This window comes from Aquabacterium sp., from assembly GCF_041915145.1.
Taxonomy (GTDB): domain Bacteria; phylum Pseudomonadota; class Gammaproteobacteria; order Burkholderiales; family Burkholderiaceae_C; genus Aquabacterium.
Genome location: NZ_JAYSBZ010000060.1, coordinates 1 through 20,360, shown reverse-complemented (window position 1 = coordinate 20,360; position 20,360 = coordinate 1). Strand labels below are relative to the sequence as shown.

At 64.6% G+C, this 20,360-nt stretch carries 14 protein-coding genes, 1 tRNA gene and 1 pseudogene; 7 read left to right on the top strand and 9 right to left on the bottom strand.

Going from position 1 to position 20,360, the window contains the following annotated elements; all coding sequences use genetic code 11:
* Positions 1–278, top strand: a 278-nt coding sequence (locus ACE3SS_RS11465) for a conjugal transfer nickase/helicase domain-containing protein (RefSeq protein ID WP_374594018.1), incomplete at its 5' end; no start/stop codon positions are given.
* A gap of 26 nt (positions 279–304) precedes the next feature.
* On the opposite strand, the gene ACE3SS_RS11460 is transcribed toward ACE3SS_RS11465, so the two are convergent.
* Positions 305–610: a helix-turn-helix domain-containing protein gene (locus ACE3SS_RS11460; protein ID WP_127805035.1), complete on the bottom strand. Its 306-nt coding sequence runs from the start codon at positions 608–610 to the stop codon at positions 305–307.
* Between the two features lie 104 nt (positions 611–714).
* Between ACE3SS_RS11460 and ACE3SS_RS11455 the strand changes: the two genes are divergently transcribed.
* Positions 715–1,341 (top strand): substrate-binding domain-containing protein, encoded by a 627-nt coding sequence (locus ACE3SS_RS11455; RefSeq protein WP_127805033.1) that lies wholly within the window; start codon positions 715–717, stop codon positions 1,339–1,341.
* Positions 1,342–1,363: 22 nt separating this feature from the next.
* On the opposite strand, the gene ACE3SS_RS11450 is transcribed toward ACE3SS_RS11455, so the two are convergent.
* From ACE3SS_RS11450 to ACE3SS_RS11425, 6 genes are all read right to left on the bottom strand, one after another.
* The gene (locus ACE3SS_RS11450) at positions 1,364–3,217 is read right to left on the bottom strand and encodes an integrase arm-type DNA-binding domain-containing protein (protein ID WP_127805031.1); all 1,854 of its coding nucleotides are present in this window, start codon (positions 3,215–3,217) and stop codon (positions 1,364–1,366) included.
* 239 nt (positions 3,218–3,456) lie between these two features.
* Positions 3,457–3,530, bottom strand: a tRNA-Gly gene (locus ACE3SS_RS11445).
* A gap of 182 nt (positions 3,531–3,712) precedes the next feature.
* Complete coding sequence (locus tag ACE3SS_RS11440; protein ID WP_374594015.1) at positions 3,713–4,648, bottom strand: EpsD family peptidyl-prolyl cis-trans isomerase; 936 nt, start codon at positions 4,646–4,648, stop codon at positions 3,713–3,715.
* A 287-nt stretch (positions 4,649–4,935) separates the two neighbouring features.
* On the bottom strand, positions 4,936–6,111 hold the full coding sequence (locus tag ACE3SS_RS11435; protein ID WP_374594013.1) for an acyl-CoA dehydrogenase family protein: 1,176 nt from the start codon (positions 6,109–6,111) through the stop codon (positions 4,936–4,938).
* 199 nt (positions 6,112–6,310) lie between these two features.
* Positions 6,311–7,033: an alpha/beta hydrolase gene (locus ACE3SS_RS11430; protein WP_374594011.1), complete on the bottom strand. Its 723-nt coding sequence runs from the start codon at positions 7,031–7,033 to the stop codon at positions 6,311–6,313.
* A 90-nt stretch (positions 7,034–7,123) separates the two neighbouring features.
* On the bottom strand, positions 7,124–8,527 hold the full coding sequence (locus tag ACE3SS_RS11425) for a TIGR03013 family XrtA/PEP-CTERM system glycosyltransferase (RefSeq protein ID WP_374594010.1): 1,404 nt from the start codon (positions 8,525–8,527) through the stop codon (positions 7,124–7,126).
* A gap of 710 nt (positions 8,528–9,237) precedes the next feature.
* Between ACE3SS_RS11425 and ACE3SS_RS11420 the strand changes: the two genes are divergently transcribed.
* The 5 genes from ACE3SS_RS11420 (at position 9,238) to ACE3SS_RS11400 (ending at position 17,445) form a co-directional block, all read left to right on the top strand.
* A complete protein-coding gene (locus ACE3SS_RS11420) occupies positions 9,238–11,550 on the top strand; it encodes a type I secretion system permease/ATPase (protein WP_374594008.1) in 2,313 nt (770 codons plus the stop codon).
* A gap of 16 nt (positions 11,551–11,566) precedes the next feature.
* Positions 11,567–12,793, top strand: a complete 1,227-nt coding sequence (locus ACE3SS_RS11415) for an HlyD family type I secretion periplasmic adaptor subunit (RefSeq protein ID WP_374594006.1) — start codon at positions 11,567–11,569, stop codon at positions 12,791–12,793.
* Positions 12,794–12,898: 105 nt separating this feature from the next.
* Positions 12,899–14,245 carry a TolC family protein gene (locus ACE3SS_RS11410; RefSeq protein ID WP_374594004.1) on the top strand — a complete coding sequence of 449 codons (1,347 nt, stop codon included), beginning with the start codon at positions 12,899–12,901 and terminating at the stop codon, positions 14,243–14,245.
* Positions 14,246–14,277: 32 nt separating this feature from the next.
* On the top strand, positions 14,278–16,203 hold the full coding sequence (locus tag ACE3SS_RS11405) for a tetratricopeptide repeat protein (RefSeq protein WP_374594002.1): 1,926 nt from the start codon (positions 14,278–14,280) through the stop codon (positions 16,201–16,203).
* 33 nt (positions 16,204–16,236) lie between these two features.
* The gene (locus ACE3SS_RS11400; RefSeq protein WP_374594000.1) at positions 16,237–17,445 is read left to right on the top strand and encodes a hypothetical protein; all 1,209 of its coding nucleotides are present in this window, start codon (positions 16,237–16,239) and stop codon (positions 17,443–17,445) included.
* A 58-nt stretch (positions 17,446–17,503) separates the two neighbouring features.
* Here ACE3SS_RS11400 and ACE3SS_RS11395 read toward each other — a convergent pair whose 3' ends face one another.
* Both ACE3SS_RS11395 and ACE3SS_RS11390 read right to left on the bottom strand, forming a co-directional pair.
* On the bottom strand, positions 17,504–18,502 hold the full coding sequence (locus ACE3SS_RS11395) for a hypothetical protein (RefSeq protein WP_374593998.1): 999 nt from the start codon (positions 18,500–18,502) through the stop codon (positions 17,504–17,506).
* A 185-nt stretch (positions 18,503–18,687) separates the two neighbouring features.
* Positions 18,688–20,360 (bottom strand): annotated as a pseudogene (locus ACE3SS_RS11390) (heme utilization protein); the annotation flags it as partial.

Below are 20,360 nucleotides of genomic sequence, written 5' to 3'. Positions count from 1 at the left end.
CACTGGCGAAACCGGAGAACCTGGAGGGATGGCAGTGGGTGCAGAAGCGTTTTGAGAAACTGAGCCTGCACCGCAAGCAAGCCAGCGGGTTGAATATCTGGACCTGCGAAGTCACGGGGCCGCGCAAATCCAGGCGACTGCACGGCTACCTGTTGAGCGCTCCCGAAGCGCTGTTCCAGGAAATGCCTCCGGACAATCCATACCTGCGCCTCCTCACCGAGGCCGTAAAGCGCGAAAATTCAGCCGCCGGTAATAAGAACGACAACGAACAGGGGTAGACAAGGGGCCACGGCGCGGGCCGGCTTCAGTCCGCGGACTTGGGCGTAGCCGTCTCTGCCAGCTTGGCTTCAGTCAGCGCCATCAAGTGGGCAGAACTGCATTTCAGCGCACGGGCGATTTTGAGAATGAGGGGGAGCGTGGGGACATGCTCTCCACGCTCGATCTTTCCCATGTGCGAACGCTCGATTCCTGACAGATGGGCCAGCGTTTCCTGGGCGATGCCTTGACTGGTTCTTTCTTCGCGCACGGAGGCCCCAAACGCGATGGCTGGTTCCGCTTCGTAGGTTGTTGTGCCGGTGGGCCGGCCTCTCTGAATCGAACGCTTTTGCATTGCCAAAAGCGTCGAGGATTGACACGATATAAACCACGTTAAACTTAACTCACGAGAAGCGACTTCATCGGTCGCCGCGAGTTCACTGCCTGGGGGAACTGGACGTGAAATCGAGCGATGCCTCCACTGAAATCCGGGTGGCTGTGCTCGGCGAGTGGGTGCCTTCACCGCTTGCCGACTTGCTGGCGTTACAGCGCGCCGAAGAGCCAGAAACCGCCACTGCTTTGATCGGATGCAGTGCCACGGCGCAGGCGCAGGAACTGCCGCACGATAACTTTGACCTAGCCCTGTCCACAGCCGCCTGGGAGTGGCCGGGCTGGGTGTGCGAACCGTTGTGGCATGACACGCTGGCGGTCGCCGTCGCCAAGCGCTCGCACCTGCTGTCCTACCGTGAAGTGCCTCGCCAAGAACTGCTCAAGCAGCCGTTGATCTGCGCGCAGTCAACGGCCGACGAGCCGTGGCGCGCGGTGGCGCAGCGCCTGTTCGAGGACGAGCTGCAGGGCCGCGAGCAGGTGGTCAGCACCTTCGACATGGCCATGACGCTCGTTGCAGCGGGCTACGGCATTGCCTTTGCGCCTGCCGCAAGGCTGGCCAGCTACCTGTGCCGAGGCATCGCCGCGCGGCCGCTGGCCGGCTCACCGGCCATCGTGATGGCCTATCTGCTGCGTCCCTGCACGTCCTTGACCGAGCCCCAGGAGCGATTCGCGCGCCGCGCCCGTTCCGTGTCCTGATGAGGGGCGCAGCGCAAGGCTGCTATGCGAACCCCACCACCTTCTCCTGATCCCACTCGCTTGCCTTCACGCTCGTGACCACGGCCATGATGATCTTGTCGAGATTGTTGGCGGTGGCGCCCTCCAGGGCCGAGCGGCCGCGCAGCATCGCACGCGGCTGCAGCAGCGCGTGGTAAATCTGCCAAGGGTCCGCGCCCCGGCTCAGCTTCATGACGGACTGGACCAGCTCGTGTTTGAGCGGGTCGAGGTGCCAGTCCGGCACCCGCTGGCCGCGGTTTCCCAGGTTCAGTGCCAGCAGGTTGCCCGCCTTGATCTCGTAGCTGATCCACCGGCGCGACTTGCCCGCCATCTTGGCGAACTCGACGACCGGAAGGTTGTGCGGCGACTCGAAAACATCGACGAGTTCCATCCGCTTGCGTTGAACGTCGGACAGTGGCTGCTCCATCACCGAGCGCGGCGCCGTGACCGCCGGCAGCCGCTGCGCCGCAGCTGACACCAGCGGCATCGCATCGCCAGGCTTGGTCACGAGCAGGATCGGCGTCGTCGCCGCCCTGGGCGGTGCGCTGTCAGCGGGATCGCCCCCGATGGCGGGCACGCCTTCCAGGTGAATGGTGAGCGGCATGCTCGCCGCTTCGACCATGTTCTGCTCAAAGAGGTCGAGGCGGTCGGCCCAATCCTGCATCATGCGGCGGCGCTGCTCCACGTACTCGGCGTGGTTGTACGTGCTGCTGACCTTGTTGGGATCGACGTGGGAGAGTTGCGCGTCCACCCAGGCTTTCGGATAGCCGAACTCGTTGAGCGCGGTGGACATCGTGGCCCGGATGCCGTGCCCGGTCAGCAGGTCACGGTAGCCCATGCGCTTGAGCGCACCGTTGAGGGTGTTCTCGCTCATGCGCTTCTTCAGGTCGTTGTCGTGCCGGAGCAGATAGCGCTGGGCCGGCTTGAACTCCTCCAGCATGTGCCGGACGATCTCGATGGCCTGCACCGACAGCGGCACGATGTACGGTGGAATGTCCTGCGGCCGCTGGCGCTTCCTGCGCATGTCCACCTGCAACTGTTTCACGACGTCGGGCGGGATGATCCACAACCCCTTGTCGAGGTCGAACTGATCGGGCGTCGCCAGCCGCAACTCGCCCGTGCGCACGCCGGTCAGGCACAGCAGCCGCAATCCAAGCTGGGTGCGCAGCCTGCCGCGGTACTTGCGCAGCCGCTGCAACAGTTTCGGCAGATCCTCCATGCGCAGGAACGGGTTGTGGTTCACCGGCGGCAACGGCACGGCGACCACATCGAGGTCGGACGCCGGGTTTTGCTCCAGCCCCGGCACGATCACCAGCGCGTAGCGAAACAAGTGGTTCAACCACGTCCTGACCTTCTCGGCGACGGAGAGCGCCTTGCGCTTCTCGATCTTGGCGATCACGTCCAAGAGGTCGGAGCGCTTGATCTCGTAGATCGAGCGCTTGCCCAGGTAGGGCAGTACATCCTTGTCGAAGACGCGCGGGAGGATGGAGTGCGTGGTCTGCCGGCCCTTCTTGAGGCTGAGCGCACGATGGGCAAACCACTTCCTGTAGATGACCTCGAAGGTGTGCTCGCCGGCGAGCTTGACCGCGGCGCGCTTCTGCTTGCGGTGAACACGGGGGTTGATGCTCTTGGCCACCAAGGCGCGCGCCTCGTCGCGCAGCGCGCGGGCTTCGAGCAGCGATACCTCGGGATAGGTGCCGAACGACATCCGCTTGGGCTCCTTGAGCCAGTAGTAGCGGAAGTGCCAGGTCTTGCCTCCCGTCGCTGCAACAGCGAGGGAGAGGCCCAACGTGTCGGGGAGGGTGTAGTCCTTGCCGGTGGCTTTGGCGCGTCGAACGGCCAGGTCGGAAAGTGCCATGCTTCTAGCTCCTGAACGTGAGTCAGGAACTCGATGCTGGTCACATCACCTGCGCGCCTCTACAAACAATCCGGAAGCGGTCGTGCCCGCAAAAATGGACACAATCATGGACATAAAAGTCCTGGCTTCAGGCGGATTTCCGTGGATGACAGCAGAACATCAAAGAGAGAGAAAACCGTTGCGTGACAACGACTTGCAGACTCCCTTGGATTTCAGCGGACCTCCGCAGAAAGATGCAGTGGAGCGGGTGAAGGGAATCGAACCCTCGTATGAAGCTTGGGAAGCTGCCGTTCTACCATTGAACTACACCCGCAGCGCCGCGCATTCTAGCTGGTTCTGCTGATTCCCAAGTCGCTTTGGCAAGGTGTCTTGCGCGTTCGAGCGCTTGCCGGCATTGCGCCGGGTGAGACTTGAGCACGGCTGGCCGTTTTGCAACGGAAAAGGGCCGCACAAGGCGGCCCTATCGACGAGTGAGGCGAACAGCTGACGGGGCGCTTACTGAGATGCGGCACCTGGCAGCGCGGGTACAGCAACCTCGGCACCAGAAGCCGGGCTGCCCGGACTCTTGGCGAAGGTTCCGACATATTCAATCTTGGCTGCATTGCGCAGGGATTTGCCTTCTGCCTCGACCAGTTGTCGGCGGCGTTCGTTGAGCAGGAATTGCTCGATGAACGGTTTGGCCTGTGCCAGCGCGACGGGCTTCGATTCGGACGCCGCGAGGATGACCACATGCAGGCCGCTCGGAATCTCTTCGATCAGGATCTGACCATCCTTCATTTGATGGATGGTGTCGAGCTGCGTCAGTGGCAGTTGTTCGGCGGTTCGAACAGCCTGGTTGGCGTTGTAGTGAATGCCATCAGCCTGCAATGTGGCAACGACCTCTTGCATGCTCTTGGCGCCGGCCAGCTTGGCTTTCAAGGCAGCCGTCTGCTCGGGCTTGACATCGGCGGCCAGCTCTTGAAGGCTGAAGATACGGCGTTCGCTGAACAATGCTGGCTTGGAGTCGTAGTACTGCTTGATCTCGACGTCAGACGGCTGCTTGGCCGCGCTGGCGACCTTAGCCATGTAGTTTTGCACCACGATCTGGCGCTTGGCGGCCTCAATGGCTTGCAGGACGTTGGGGTCGCGGTCGAGCTTCTGTTCCTGTGCCTTCTGATAGGCCAGCTCTTGATCGATCAGTCGCTCCAGCACGACCTTGCTGGCAGCGTCGCGCTGCTCGGGCTTGATGCCTTGTGCCTGGGAGAGCACGAAGTTGATCTGGTGCACCGAGATCTCTTCCTTGTTGACCTTGGCGGCGACTTGGGTGGCTTTGTCTTTGTGTCCGCCACAGGCTGCCAGCGCGACGGCACTTACGATGACGCTGATGGTCAGCGCGCCGCGCAAGGCGATGCGACCAGATTGATGGGGCAGATTACGGCTGGTGCCAAACATAAGAAAGGTGCTCCTCGGTGCTCAAAGGCGGTTGTGAATCAGCCGTCTGACGCGGCTCGGACTATCGAAACAATCTGGTTGGTGAACCAGCCTGGTGCAGGAAACTGACAAAACACATGGAAACGATGGCCGGCCATCCGGTAGGCGGCGGCAACCATAGCATGTGCAAATTACAAAGCAGCTTCAGCAGCAAGCCGGGCGCAGTGTAGCCGTGGTTTCGAGGGGCATGATTCCATTCAGTTCCGCTCCAGCCAACCTTTATTTGCGGGGTGTCAACAACGCCACAGCTACAGGGCCTCGTCCTTGTAGACGAGATGCAGCGCGCCGTTGGCGGCGTGGATGCGCTCGTTGCCGATCATCAGCGCCGCCGAGTGAGCATCGCGCAGATGACGTGTCACGCTATAGGGTGAATCGTTGCGATATCCGGTCATGCCGGTGATGCGCAGTGCCTTGGTGCAGATTTCCGCGACCAGTTCGGATGCGTTGAGCTTGAGGTGATTGAGTTGCACCGCGAAAGGCACGGACGACAGCACGTCGGCTCCGCCGTCGGGCCGCGCCAGCAATTGGTCGTAGTGCTGGGCGCGTTCGCGCACCTGGGCGCGCATCAATTGCAGTAGAGCCGATGCCTCGCTCAGCCGCGCCGCGGTGGGCGGCGTGGCGCCGAGCTTTTTGGCCGTGTCCTTGACGAACGAGCGGGCCCGGGTGACGGCGTCGGTGGCAATGCCCAGCCAGGCGGATGACCACAGGATGTGCGCCCATGGCACCATGGTGTGGGCGTTGATGTCGGCAAACGGGTCGGGCACGATCTGATCGGGCTTGAATCGGGCATTGACGATGTAGCCCGGGCTGCAGGTGCCGCGCATGCCCATCGAATCCCACGAACTGGTGGGGATGAGGTCGCACTGGGATTTGGCCACCAGCACCAGGGCCTGGTCGCTGGCCACGGCCTCGGACGTGCGGCGCACCGTCATCAGCAGATCGTCGGCCGCCTCGCCGTAGGACACCACCGTGCCGTCCTTGCGCACGCTGCAGGCGTCGCCGCTTCGCTCGATATTGCAGATGCTGGTCCGCACCGAGCCGCCGACGCCGGCTTCGGATGTGACCGAGGCGATCAGGCGTTGATCGCGCACCAGATCAGTCATGTAGTTCTGGAAGAACTCGTTGCGGCCGTGTCGCGCTACGCAAGCTACCTGCACCTGATGCATCGCGAAGACCATGGCGGCTGACGCGCAGCGCTGACCGAGCGCCTCGCACATCAAGCTCAGCTCGGTCACGCTCAGGCCCAGTCCGCCAAGCCGCGTCGGCACGTAGGCCGACAACAGTTTTTCGGACTGCAGGGCCGAGATGGCTTCTTGCGGGAAGCGGCCTTCACGGTCAACCGAGACGGCGAACGGGCCAGCAACGTCGCGTGCGATGCGTCGCACAGTTTCGAGCTGGGGAGAGATGGTCGAGGAGGTTGTCATGAGGTGAACGCTGCAAAGAACCGACGGGCGGCGACAGCCTCGACCTTATGAGGCTTGGCTGGCTGGAGAATTGACTCAAGGCAACTTTGATGATTGCCCCGCGTCATCACTTCAATGAGGGATACCGTCCGGCGGCGAACCCCTGGAGCCGGTTACGCGGCGCGGTTGAAGCAGGCTCGGCATGCGCCGGGTCTTCGCTTCAGGACGGTTTGGCTGGCGTGCGAAGGTGGGCGTCAACGGCTGCACGTTCGCCCAGAAAGCGCCTCAGGTGTCGCCACACGGTCGGCGGGATCTGGTGACCGCCGTCGAATGGCACCCATCGCACTTGGGCGCCGGCTGCGGTCAATGCGTCGCGCAAGCGTTCGCCGGCCGCCAGAGCGAGGTTGTCGTCTCCGCGACCATGTGCGACCAGAACCGGACGCGCGGAGAGTCGGGTCAGCAGGGGGCGCCAGCGGGAGATCGTCAGCATTGAGGCCGATAGCAAGAAGAGGGCGTCCAGCGGGGTGGCCGTATGCAAGGCGACATCGCAGGCCAGCATGCCACCTTGCGAAAACCCTCCCAGCACCAAGCGTGCCCCCGGAGCTAGCGCAAAGAGCTCGGCCAGCAGGCGTTCTATGCCAAGACGCGCTGCGGGCAGGCCTTCCGGCTCGGATTCGGCCAAGTCTCGCGGGCCCTGCATCAGCTGACGTTGCTTCGCGGCTTCGTCAATGCGCCACCAGGCGCCTCCTCCGCTGGGGGCTGGGAGGTTGGACTGAGGCAGCACGTACGCGGTGCGTCCGGCTTGCAAGGCCTGGGCAAACGGGGCGAGATCTTCCGGCAGCATCGCGTAGCCGTGCAGCAGCAATACGATCTGGTCAGCGCTGGACAGGTCGCCAATGATCAGCGTTCGCAGTCCGGCCAGATGCCGTTCGGTCTGGATCATGCCCATGCGCCGCACGGCGCCCATTTGCGGGTCGCTCAGCCTTCGGGACCAGGCCGAATGAGCCTGATCAGGTCAGCAAGCGCAGGCCACTTATTGCGCGCCCTCGCGGAACAGCACCACGCTCACCGTCTCGATCAGGATCTTGAAGTCGAGCAGCAGCGAGTTGTTCTTCACGTAGAACAGGTCGTATTGATGCTTCTTGCGAGCGTCTTCCAGCGTCGAGCCGTAGCGATAGCGCACCTGGGCCCAACCGGTCACGCCCGGCTTGATGCTGTGGCGCACGTCGTAGTACGGAATCTGCTCTTGCAACTGCTTGACGAACGACGGCCGCTCGGGGCGCGGGCCGACCATGCTCATTTCGCCGCGCAACACGCTCAGCAACTGGGGCAGCTCGTCGATGCGGGTCTTGCGGATGAAGGCGCCGACGCGGGTGATGCGCGAGTCGTTCTTGGTCGCCCAGCGTGCCACGCCGTCTTTTTCGGCATCGGCGCGCATGCTGCGGAACTTCAGGCACATGAAGGTGCGGCCGGCACGGCCCACGCGCTCTTGCTTGTAGATCACGGGGCCCGGGCTTTCGAGCTTGATGGCCAGCGCGGTGATCAACATCACCGGCGAGGCAAGCACCAGCAAGACCGCCGACGAGGCCACGTCGAACACGCGCTTGGACAACTGGCGAGCCGCGCTCTGCACGAAGCCGTGCCCGTAGACCAGCCAGCTGGCCTTCAGGCTGTCGATCGGCACTTCGCCCTTGGTGCGCTCGTAAAAGCCCGCCAAGTCCATGACCGGGATGCCGCGAATGCGGCAATCGAGCAGTTGGTCCATCGGCACGCCGCCACCGCGCTGTTCGCGCACGGCCACGATGACTTCGTTGACGTTGTGACGCCGCACGATTTCAGGGATCGACAGCTGCGACGAGAACACCAGCGGGTTGGGCGACAGATGATCGTTGGTGCTTGACGGATAGAAACCCACCACCGAGCGCTGCGAAGGCCCTTTGGTCTTGAGGTCCTGTGCCACGCCGAGCGCCTCGGCGCCGGTGCCGATGATCAGCACGCGCGGTGCCTCCACGCCGGCCTGGTAGGCCGCGTAGATCGAAACGCGCACGATCACCCAGCCCAGCACCAAGTAGAACGACACGTAGGCGACCAAGTTGCGGGCGTAGTCGACATCGGCAAAAGACTTGACGGTGACATACGTCAGCGACACGCCGATCAGCAGCGCCATGGCGGCGCGGCCCAGCATGGCGCCGCCGCTGACCGTGATGGCGCCCTGGCGGTACATGCCCACGAACGAGTAAAGCAGCGACATGAACAAGGCGAAGCCGAACGTGCCCAACACCACGTCGGGGCGCATCAGGCTGGCAATGGCGGCGTCCAGCGGCAACACGTGCATGGAGACGGCGGCCAGGGGAATGGCGAAGAAGCACAGCAAGCCATCGGCCAGCATTTGCGTGCGAGGCGACACGGGCGCCTGTTGTTGAAACACCTGCAGCATGATTGCTTCCCCTGAGGCTGCTGACGCGAGTGCGGTATGCAGAACCTCTTGAATGTTGCCGAATGTTAGATTTGTAACGCCTCATCGGAGGTGTGACGGTATTTTCGAAAGGTCGAACAGCTTGTCACATCCTTTGAATAGGGGGGGCTCTAATCCGGCCATTCAAAAAAGCGTGAATTGTTTGGCAAATTGCTAATATGCACCGTGTTGGTGCATATTTAACTGGGTGATAGGTATTCCATTGACTGTGGATCGAGATTCAAAGTTCTCGCCTGATTAATTGAACGTTGGATTCAAGGTCTGTCAGAGCGGGAATTGCTGGAAAACCCGGCACTTTGCGACGTCGCAAGTCATGAAACGAGGGTGTGTGTCGGCCGAGGAACCCCATGAAACGCGCCGACACCGCCTTGGATTTGAGGCAACGAATCGCTGAACGAGTAAACCGAACAAAAAAAGAAAACTTACAAGATGGGCTGGCCAAATAGCTTGTCTTTTTAAGAAGGCTTGCCCAATACCCATCAGATGAGGGGGGTAATCCGGGGTCTCCGATCAGGGGGTGGCTCTGAAATGCGCCCGAAACCTTGCGCTTTTGCCGTCAAGGGGTGGGTTGCAGATCTCTAGCATCGGGTTGAAATCGCAGGCGTCTGTCGCGCCTGTGGGTGCGCCATTGAGGCGCTGTTACGAATTGCCAGCCCGGGAGCAACCTGTTGGTGACCGACGCCACCCCCGTCCCAGACGACCTCAGCGGGTCGCCTGAACTTTTGCCGCACGGTGCTGCGGTGGGTTCGGGCGCGGACCCATTGCTGCAGGCGCTGCTGTGGGTGTGTCGCTACTACGGGGTGGATCGCACCGAGCAGTCTTTGCTGGGCAGCGTGGCGCTGGACGGCCCCATGACGCCGAATCAGGCGTTGACGGTGCTGCGTGAGGCCGGATTCAACGCCGGCGTGGTGCAACGCCAGCCGGGCAAGATTCTGTCGTTGCTGCTGCCGGTGGTGCTGCTGCTCAAGAACGGCGATGCCTGCGTGGTCACCAAGCGCCTGCCCGACGCGGGCAGCAAGGGCGATCGGCAGGCCCGGTTCGAGATCGTGCTGCCAGGCCCCGAGCCGCATGTGTGCGAGGTGTCGGAAGCCGAACTGCTGCCGCAATACACCGGCTTTGCCTTGATGGCCGCGCTGCGCCCCGAGGGGCAACGAGCGGCCACGGGGCCGGGCGACGACCCGCAGCGCCACTGGTTGTGGGGCACGCTGCGCAAGTTCTTCCCTTATTACCGCTCGGCCATGGTGGCCGCGATGCTCAGCAACGTGCTGATGCTGGCCACCGGCATGTTCACGTCGGCGGTGTACGACCGGGTGATCCCGCACAAGGCCATGGTCACGCTCTGGGCGCTGGCTGCCGGCACGCTGGTGGCGGTGATGTTCGACATGGTGGCGCGGCAGCTGCGCAGCTATTTGATCGACCTGGCCGGCAAGAAGGCCGACCTGGCCTTGGGCTCGTTGCTGTTCAGGCAGACGCTGGCGATCAAGCTCGAAAACCGCCCCGAATCGGCCGGCTCGTTTGCGCATTACCTGGCGCAGATCGAGGTGGTGCGCGAGTTCTCGGCCTCGGCGACCTTGTCGGCACTCACCGATCTGCCTTTCATTGTCTTGTTCGTCACCATGACCGGCTTCGTGGCCGGGCCACTGGTGTGGGTGCTGGTGTTGTCGATCCCGATCGTGCTGGGCATGTCGTGGGGCATACAAAGCTTGCTGCGGCGCTACATGCGGGCCAATATGCGGCAGCACGCCGACCTGCACGGGGTGCTGGTCGAGGCGGTCGAGGGGCTTGAAGACTTGCGTGCCGCTGGCGCGCAAGCGCATTTCTTGCGGCGCTACGAAGAGGCCAACGCGCAGGCGGCGCAGTCGGCGCTGAGCGCGCGGGCTGTGTCGAGCTGGGTCAACAACTTCGCGATGATTTCGCAGCAGCTGGTGACGCTGGCCATGCTGGTGTGGGGTGTGCACCTCATCAACGAGGGCCAGCTTACGGGCGGCGGCCTGATTGGCGCGGTGATGTTCGCGGGTCGGGCGATTGCGCCGCTGGGCAGCGTGGTCAACCTGGCCTCGCGTTACCAGGGGGCCAAGGCGGCGCTCTACATGCTCAACGAGCTGATGCGCCAACCCACCGAGCGAGACCCCGAAAAACGCTACCTGGCGCGCCCGCAACTGGCTGGCGAGCTGGCCTTGCGTGACGTGAGCTTTGCCTACCCGCAAGGGCGCCAGCAGCATGCGCCCACCGTGCTCAAGGGTGTGAGCATCCAGATCCGGGCGGGCGACCGCGTGGCCATTCTGGGCAAGATCGGCAGCGGCAAGTCGACCATCCTGCGGCTGCTCGGCGGGTTGTATCAACCCACTGAAGGCCTGGTGCAGGTGGACGGCATCGACCTGCGGCAGATCGACCCGGCGGACTTCAGGACGCAGGTGGGTTTCGTGTCGCAAGAGCCGCGGCTGTTTCAAGGCACGCTGCGCGACAACATCTTCATGGGTCGGCCCAATATCGACCCGCACAACTTTCTGGCCGTGGCTCGCCTGACTGGGCTGGACCGCATTGCCGCCGCGCACCCGATGGGCTTCGACCTGCCGGTGGGCGAGATGGGCGCGTTGCTGTCGGGTGGCCAGCGCCAGCTCGTCGCCTTGGCGCGCTGCCTCGTCACGCAGCCTCAGATCTTGCTCATGGACGAGCCCACCAGCTCGATGGACGCCCAGGCCGAGGTGGACTTCATCAACCACCTGCGGGGCGCCGTGGGGCAGCGCACCCTGGTGGTGGTCACGCACCGCCCGGCTTTGCTCGACCTGGTGGACCGCATCATCGTGGTCGATGGCGGCAAGGTCTTGATCGACGGGCCCAAGGCCCAGGTGCTGTCGGCGCTGGCGGGCAACCGACCCGCCGGAGTCGTGGCGCGCCCGCCGCAGGCGCCCCCGCTGCAGCCGGCTCCGCCGCAGGCGCCAGCCCAACCGCAGCCGGCACCCACTTTGGCCTCTGCCGCATGAGTCAGGTGCTGTCGTGATGTTCAGGTTCAGTAAGGGAGATCAGTACTTCCCGGGGGACGAGCGCTTCCTGGTGGGCGTCAAGGAGGCTCAACTGGCCGAGGCCACGCCGCGTGCCACCTGGGCGCTGTACCTGATGTTCATCGTGGTGCTGACGGCCTGCGTCTGGTCGGCCTTTGCCCACGTGGACGAGGTGGCGCGCGCGGAGGGCCGCGTGGTGCCGGATGGCCGCGAGCAAGTGATCGCGAGCCTCGAAGGCGGCATCCTGCGCACGATGTTCGTCAAAGAGGGGATGCTGGTCGAGGTGGGCCAAGACCTGCTGCAGCTCGACCCGACCCGCTTCGAGGCCCAGCAGAACGAAGGGCACGCCAAGCAGATTGCCCTCAAGGCCACCATCGCCCGGCTCGAAGCCGAGGCCGGCAACCAGCCGCTGGTGTTCCCCGACGAGGTGACCGAGACCCCTGGCGTGGTGGAAAGCGAAACCCAGGCCTACCAGGCGCGGCGCCAGGCGCTCGACGAGGCCGTGGGCGTGAGCCGCCGCAGCCTGCAACTGCTCAACAACGAGCTGGGCATGTCGGAGCGGCTGGCGGCCAAGGGAATGCTGTCGGAGGTGGAGGTGATGCGCCTGCGTCGCCAGGCCAACGACATGACCTTGCAGATTCAAGAGCGCATCAACCGCTTTCGGCAAGATGCCACCGCCGAGCTGGTGAAGGCCCAGACCGAGCTGGCCGGGCTGGAAGAGCAGCAGATCGCCCGGCGCGACGTGGTGCGCCGCACCACGATCAAGTCGCCGGTGCGCGGCATGGTCAAGAACATCCGCATGGGCACCCTGGGCGGCGTGGTGCAGCCGGGGGCGGCGATTCTCGAGATCGTGCCGGTGGGCAAGCGCATGCTGGTCGAGGCCAAGGTCAAGCCGGCGGACATGGGCTTCATCAAGATCGGCCTGCCCGCCGAGGTCAAGCTCAATGCCTACGACTACTACACCTACGGCGGTATCAAGGGGGTGATCGAATACATCAGCCCCGACACCTTGGGCGACGACAAAGACAAAAATACCCCGCAAGACACCAGTTATTACCGGGTTTTGGTGCGAGCCGATCAATCGACACTGCAAGCAGGCGGCAAGTCGATTGCCGTCATGCCGGGGATGACCGCCTCCATCGAGATGCGTACCGGCGAGCGCACGGTTCTTGAGTACATGCTCAAGCCGATGATGAAGTCGAGAGAAGCCTTCCGGGAGCGTTAGCGCCCTATGAGCACCGCCACGAATCTGCTTGCGAAACGACCGGGCCCTGTTGCCCGGTTTGTTGCTGTTGCGGCCCTGACCGGCTGGCTCCCCGCCAGCCATGCCGTGACGCAATGCACCGATGAGGCCGCGTTGGTCGAGCCTGCTCGATCCAACGTGGCCAAGGCCGCGTCGAAATGGATGCGGCCGGTGTCGCTCACCACGGCCGCCGCGGTTGGCTCGAACGTGCAGCAGGCCGACGACCCCCTGACCCAGCTGCAGTCCATCGTGCGCGAGGCCTCGAAGCGCAGCGCCGAGGTATCGGCCGCGCAGCTCGAAGCTCAGGCCGCCACGCATGACCTGGACGAAGCCAAAGGCGCGCGCTACCCGCAAGTGGCCGTGAGCGGCCGCATGGGGCGCACCGAGGCCGACGTCAATGTCTCGACCAATGGTCGCCAGACCAGTCTTGCCTTGAACGTGGGCGCGCCGCTGATCGACTTCGGTCGCACCAGCTACGTGATCGACTGGCGTTCGCGCCTGGCCGATGTGGCCCAGCTCGGTTATCTGTCGGCCCGCGAGCAGGTGGTGCTCGACGCAGTGACCACCGCCGTCGAGCGCAACCGCTATCGGCTGCAGGCCCAGGTCTACCAGCAATACGCGCGCAAGATGAGCTGCCTCGTCAACGTGCTCGAACAGATCGTCGCCGAAGACAAAGGCCGCGCCAGCGAGCTGGTGCAGGCGCGCAAGACCCAGCTGCAAGCCGAGATCTCGCGCGACACGGCCATCGCCCAGACCCGCCAGATCGAAGCCCGCCTGCGCAAGCAGATCGGCGCCGACTACCAGCCCGGCGACGGCATCACGGTGCCGCTGATGCCGGTGCCTGATCTGCTCGACATCACCCGGCAGCTGCTCGACAACAGCGAGGTGCGTCAGTTGCACCTGCAAGCCGAGGCGCTCGACAACTACGCCAAGGCCGTGTCGGCCGGGCAGAAACCGCAGCTCAACTGGCTGGTCTCGAAGGCCGCCGGGCGTTCGGGCTCGGTCAACTCGGGTTCATGGACGGCCGGCGTGACGGTGAGCTACACGATCTTCAACGGCTTTTCAGACCAGGCTGCCATGAGCGCCGCGCTCAAGCGTGCCGATGCGGCGCGCGAGCGCGAGGCCGAGCTGATTTCGTCTCGCCAGTCGAAGGCGGTGGAAGTGCACGACTCGGCCACCTCGGCCTTTGTCCGCGCCAAGAGCTACGCCGTGGTGCTGCGCGACAGCGACCGCGTGCGCGACAACACCTTCCGCCAATGGTCGGAGCTGGGCCGCCGCTCGCTGTTCGACGTGATGTCGGCCGAGAGCGACCACTACAACCTGCGCATCGCCTATGTGAACGCGCTGCACGACGGCTACGAGGCCAACGCGCAATTGCGCTCGCTGGGCGCCGGCCTGGCCGCCTGGCTCGACCCGCAGCAGGCGTCGCAATGAGCCCCGATAACTCGCTCCAACCCTCGCACCCTATGGACCTCGTCGCAGACGCCCCCACTTCAGTGCCGGCCGCCACTGAGCCGCCCAACGACCAGGCCCAGCTGATTCAGGCGGTGGAGCACCAGAGCCAGGGCCGCGTCAACGTGGCCGAGCCGATGTTCCGCAACTATCTGGCCCGCCACCCCAACGACCCGGTGGCCTTGTATTCGCTGGCCGCCGTGCTGATGGGCCGCCGCGAGGTGAACGAGGCGCTGGGCCTGCTGGCGCATGGCACGCAGGTGGCGCCCACCTTCGCGCCGCTGTGGTTTGCCTTTGGCACCACCTTGCAAGCTGCTGGCCAGCGCGAGGCCGCGCTGCAGGCTTATGACCGCGCGCTGGAGCTGAAGCCCGATTACGTCGAGGCGCTCGTCAACAGCGGCGCGGTGCTGCGCGAGATGCTGCAGCACGGCCCGGCGCTCGAGCGCTTCATGCGCGTGCTGAGCATCAACCCGAATTACGAAAACGCGCTGGGCAACTGCGCGATCATGCTGTCCGAATTCAAGCGGCCCGAAGAAGCCACGGCGATGTTCCAGCGCCTGCTGGCCATCAACCCGAACTACGACTTCGGACTCGGCCTGCTGACCTACGAGCGCCTGCACGCTTGCGACTGGACGGACTTCGACGCGCTCTCGCAGCAGATCGTCGACGGCGTGCGCCAAGGCAAGCGCGTGTGCAAGTCGCTCGGCTTCATGGCCATCTCCGATGTGGCAGCCGATCACCAGGCCTGCGCCCAGGCCTTTGCCCAGAAGTTCGAGCAGCACCACCAGCCCTTGTGGCGCGGCGAGCGCTATCGCCACGACAAGATCCGCCTGGCCTACGTCTCGCCCGACCTGCGCGAGCACCCGGTGGGGCATCTGATGGCCGGCATTTTCGAGCGGCACGACAAATCACGCTTCGAGACCATCGCCATCTCTGTGGGCATCGACGACAACAGCCGCCTGCGCGGCCGCATGGTGCAGGCGTTTGATCGCTTCATCGATGCGCGCCAGATGAGCTCGCGCCAGATCGCCGAGCTGATGCGCGAGATGGAGGTGGACGTGGCCGTCGATCTCGCGGGCTACACGTCCGACTCGCGCACCGATGTCTTCGCATACCGTCCTGCGCCCGCCCAGGTCAACTACCTCGGCTACCCCGGCACGCTGGGCGCGAAGTACATGGACTACATCATTGCCGACCGCTTCGTGATCCCGCCCGAGCACCAGGGCTACTACAACGAGAAGGTCGTCTACCTGCCCGACACCTATCTGCCCACCGACGGCGGCATCCAGATCGCCGAGCGCACGCCCACGCGCGCCGAATGCGGCCTGCCCGAGACGGGCGTGGTGTTCTGCTCGTTCAACCACGACTACAAGATCTCGCCGCACATGTTTGCGGTGTGGATGCGCCTGCTCAAGCAGACGCCCGGCAGCGTGCTGTGGCTGATGTCGCGCAGCGAGCTGTCCCAAAAGAACCTGCGCGCGCATGCCCAGGCGCAGGGCGTCGAGCCCGACCGCCTGGTCTTTGCCACCCGCGTGCCACGCGTCGAAGACCACCTGGCGCGCTACCGCCAGGCGGACATGTTCCTCGACACCCACCCCTACAACGCCCACACCACGGCGGCTGACGCGCTGATGTCCGGCCTGCCGGTCGTCACGTACATGGGCCAGGCCTTTCCGGCGCGCGTGGCGGCCAGCCTGCTGAACACCGTGGGCTTGCCTGAGCTGGTGACGCATTCGTTGGCCGACTACGAGGCACTGGCGCTCAAGCTCGCCTCGCAGCCCGAGGTGCTGGCAGGTGTCAAGGCCAAGTTGGCGGCGCACCGCCTGAGTTCGCCGCTGTTCGACACGGCCGGCTTCTGTCGCAACCTCGAAGCGATCTACTCCGCGATGTGGCGCAACACGCAGCTGGGCGGCGCCCACGACGCGTTGAGCCTGCGCTGAGGCGCGGTCCAGACCCCAGCAGCGAGACCGGGCGTGACCACCATCTACATCGAAGAGTCGGGCACGCCGATCTACACGCGCATCGCCACGGCGCTGGGCACCGAGCTGGCGCGCCATGGTCACGAGGTGCTGTGGGTCAAGCCCAAGGGCTTCAACCAGCAGACGTTCTTGCAGTTTCTGCAGGCGCAGCCGGCTCAAACGGTCTACCTCACCAACGCCGGCAGCAACGCCATTCAAGGGCCGACGACGCTGGGCCAGACGCACTTCTTTGAGCACTTCGCCGGCCAGTTGATCTTCTTGCATCAAGACATCGTGCTCAGCGGCCAAGCCTGCCTGGCGGGCCTCTCGCGCCTGCAGGCTTGGCAGCGCGTGGATGCGCGGGCCTACCACCTGTGCATCGAACCCGACAGCGTGCGCGCCTTGCAGCAAGCCGGTATCACCCACGCCGCGTGGGTGCCGCATGCCAGCGAGATACCGGCCACGGCGCCGGAGCTTGATCACTTCGACCACGAGGCCTCGTTCGTTGGCCACGTGGTGCCGTCGGCCCTGCGCCAGAGCACGGGCTCGGCGCCGGTGGATGGCTTGATGAACCAACTTTTCGCCGCCCGCCAGCACGATCTGGGCGTGGCGCTGCAACCGGCCGTCGAGGCGTATTCGAACGCGGCGCTGGCGCACTTTGGCAACCCCGCCGAGGTAACGGCCCTGCGCGTGGCGCACACCCAATGGCTGCGCACGCAGACCATGCATCAGTCGCTGCAATTTCGCGGCTGGGTGTTCGAGAACGCGCAGTTGCCGGCGGCGAAGATCTTCGGTGGCGACCCGGCCTATTTGCACGGCGTGGAGCGCTCGCTGCGCGTCGAGGCTGATGGCGTGAGCTACGAGCCGGCGGTCTACGAGCCCGAGGCGCTGCGGCGCATCTATCGCGGCAGCGCCGTCAACCTGAACGTGTCGTCGATGCAGTTCGACCACGCCGTGATCAACCGCTTTCACGACGTGATCATGGCCGGCGGGCTGTGCCTCACCGACTACCGCGACGGCATCGTCAACCTCACTCGTCACCACGAGCAGGTGAGCTACCGCACGCTGGCCGAGCTGCGCGACAAGGTGCGCTACTTCAGCCAACCCGAGCACCTGCGCGAGCGCGCCTTGCTGATCGAAGACATCCAGCGCGAGCTGCTCGAGCGTTCGGGCTATCCGCTTCTGGCTCGAGAGATCGTGCGGGCGATGGCCACACCGGCTTGATTGGGCCTCGTCGCCTCTTTCGATAAAGCGCGGGCGGTGAGCTGGTCGATTTGTGACCCTACCCGCCGGGCGTGAAGAAGAACGACTTCACCTGCAGACTGAACTCTTCGCGCTCCAGCCAGATCTTCTGGCGGTAGTAGCTCTGGGCGTGCAGGTGCGGGGTCGGGTCGGCAATGATCTGGCGCACCCGCTCTTGCAACTGGCCGCTTTGAATGTCGGCCAGGCTGAACACGTAGCGCTTGTCCAGCGGGTGGTCGGCAAAGAAGTTGGCGGCGCCTTGCTCGTGCAGCAGCACCACGGCGCCGGCGCAGGCGGCCTCGCGTGGCACACGATCCTTGCCCGGGTGGTGGCCAAAGTCGATGTAGACGGCGCAGCTCTCCAGGGTCTCTTTCACCTGGGGCTTGCTCATGTTCTCGATCGGGGCGAAGGCCAGCGGCTGGCCAGACGCTTGAGACTGCGCCACGAACAGCGCGGCCTTGTCGCCGCCCTTGCGCGGAAAGTAGGCCACCCGGTTCTTGGGCACCGATGCTTGCGGCTGGATGTGCAGGAAGTTCGGGTCGGTGTAGTCGAACAGCGGGTAGATCTTGCGGGCGCCGCTCTCGACCAGGTAGTCGCGGGCGTAGTCCGACTGGTAGAAGTGCACCAGCGAGTCGTCGGCGAACAGGTATTCGAGGTAGCTGCGGTAGCGCAGGTTCGGGTTTTGCGACAAAGCGTTGTCCACCGACAGCCACCAAACGGCCTTGTTGCCGGCTTGTACCTCCCGAGCCTGCTGCACCGAAATCTCGGGGAAGACGAGCAAGGTGTCCGGCCCGAACACCATTTCTTGCACCAGCTGCGGGGCGTAGGCCGCGTAGGCGCTCAGGCCGGGCGTGTCGGGCGCAGTTTCGGCGCGGATGCGGTCAGGCAGCAGATGCACCCGCGACTTGGCGCCGAAGTAGGCCATGCGGGCGTTGCCACCGAGGTCGTTGATCGTGTGCGCTAGTTGGTGCAAGGCCTCGGGGCCGCCAGTCGTGGCCTCGGGGCAGAGCAGGGCAACTTGGCTGAAGCGAGGGTTCAAGGCGCTCTCCTGAAGACGCATGTTGACTTGCGTAGTGTGGAGAGAGTGGGCCACACCGGGTGTGCAGATAAGCCCGCATCTGGCAGCGCAAATCGCAGGCTCGCCGGGCATGAAAAAGGGGACCTGGTGGTAAGCCAGATCCCCTCGGGCAGCCCGGGTGGCCCCGGGCTTGGGTCGCGTCGACCTTAGATCAGCAGGTTGTTCTGCTTGTCGTCGATCAGTTGCTGCGCCGTGGTGGCCGCGGCGGCGTGGGTGTCGATGGCGGCATCCAGCGCGTTGGTCGTCGTGGTGGCTGTCGTCGTCGCGGTGTGCGAGTCGGTTGCCGTGGTGCCGGTGGTCGTGGTGCCAGAGCCGCTCGGCAGGTTGGCCAGCAGGTCGGCGCCCGGTGCGGCGAGCACGTCGTGCAAGCTGACTTGCACGGTGGTCTGCGTCGTCGTGGTCGTCGTGTGCTGGTCGGTCTGCTGACCCGACTGATCCGTCGTGGTGGTCGTCGTCTCGGTCGTGGTGGTCTGCTTGGCGAACCACACGTCGGCCATGGCGTGGGTCGTGCCATCGGTCTTCGTGTAGCCCGACACCAGGCCCAGCAGGTTGCCGTTGTCGATCTGCGTGCCGGCTTGGGCGTGCAGGTCGAGCGAGGCGATGCCCAGCTGTTCCAGCGTCTTCAGCTCACCGGCCTCGACCTTGCCGTCGTGGTTGGCGTCCACCCAGACCTGCAGATCCTTCCAGCCGGCGTCGGCTGCCGAGATCTTGCCGTCGTGGTTGGTGTCCTGCTCGGCCAGTGCGGTGTAGCCGTCACCCGCGCGGTGGCCGTTGGCCAACTGCGTGGCGGTGCCGAAGAGCTCGGTGCCGTTGTTGATCTGACCGTCATGGTTGCGGTCCATCACCAACAGGCCGTCTTGGCTTGACACCCAGCCCACTTGATGCGCGTTGCCCGTGGCGTTCAGGTCGAACGACACGCCCTGGGCGGCCGACGTGGTGTGCACGCCATCGCCGTTCAGGTCGAGCACGATCGGCGAGGTCGCCAACAGCACGTCGAGCTGGCTGGTGGTCATCACACCCACTTGCGCACTGGTGAATGACGTTGCTTGCGTCATGCTCAAGGCTGCCAGATCGGTGGTTTCCAATGCCACGATCTGATCGGTCGTGAAGGCCGCGATCTGTGTCGCACTCAGCGCATGGATCTGCGTGGTGGTGAAGGCCGCCACATCCGCCGTGGAGATCGCGGCGATCTGCGTGGTGGTCAGCGCTTGCACGTCGAATACCGACATCGCCTGGAACTGACTGGTCGACAGCGCGGCGATGTCAGCCGTGCTGAACGCATGGATCTGCGCGGTGCTCAGCGCCGCCACATCAGCTGTTTCAAGCGCCGCGATCTGAGCGGTGCTCAGCGCCGCGATGTGCGCCGTGCTGAAGCTGGACACCTGAGTAACGCTCATCGCGGTGATCTGATCCGTGCTCAGTGCGGCCACGTCGGCCGTGGTCAGCGCTTTGATCTCGGCCGTGGTCAGGGCCGCCACCTGGGTGGTGGACAGCACCGTGATGTGGTCGGTGGTCAGAGCGGCGATCTGCGCCGTGGTGAACGCGCGCAGGTCGGCCGTTTCAAGCGCGGCGATCTGATCGGTATGCAGCGCGGCGATGTGAGCCGTGGTCAGCGCCGCAGCTTCGGCGGTCGTCAGGGCCACGATCTGAGCAGTGCTCAGCGCGGTCACTTCTGCAGTGGTCAACGCGGCAATCTGCGCGGTGGTCATGGCCGCCAGATCAGCGGTCTCCATCGCGGCGACCTGAGCCGTGCCCAGGGCGGCGACCTGCGCGGTGGTCAGGTTGGCGACTTGATTGGTGGTCAGGGCGACGACCTGAT

Bases quoted from the DNA above. Each gene is read 5' to 3' on its own strand.
- ACE3SS_RS11460 (WP_127805035.1), bottom strand. From the start codon at position 610: ATGCAAAAGCGTTCGATTCAGAGAGGCCGGCCCACCGGCACAACAACC.
- ACE3SS_RS11450 (WP_127805031.1), bottom strand. From the start codon at position 3,217: ATGGCACTTTCCGACCTGGCCGTTCGACGCGCCAAAGCCACCGGCAAG.
- ACE3SS_RS11440 (WP_374594015.1), bottom strand. From the start codon at position 4,648: ATGTTTGGCACCAGCCGTAATCTGCCCCATCAATCTGGTCGCATCGCC.
- ACE3SS_RS11435 (WP_374594013.1), bottom strand. From the start codon at position 6,111: ATGACAACCTCCTCGACCATCTCTCCCCAGCTCGAAACTGTGCGACGC.
- ACE3SS_RS11430 (WP_374594011.1), bottom strand. From the start codon at position 7,033: ATGATCCAGACCGAACGGCATCTGGCCGGACTGCGAACGCTGATCATT.
- ACE3SS_RS11425 (WP_374594010.1), bottom strand. From the start codon at position 8,527: ATGCTGCAGGTGTTTCAACAACAGGCGCCCGTGTCGCCTCGCACGCAA.
- ACE3SS_RS11415 (WP_374594006.1), top strand. From the start codon at position 11,567: ATGTTCAGGTTCAGTAAGGGAGATCAGTACTTCCCGGGGGACGAGCGC.
- ACE3SS_RS11405 (WP_374594002.1), top strand. From the start codon at position 14,278: ATGGACCTCGTCGCAGACGCCCCCACTTCAGTGCCGGCCGCCACTGAG.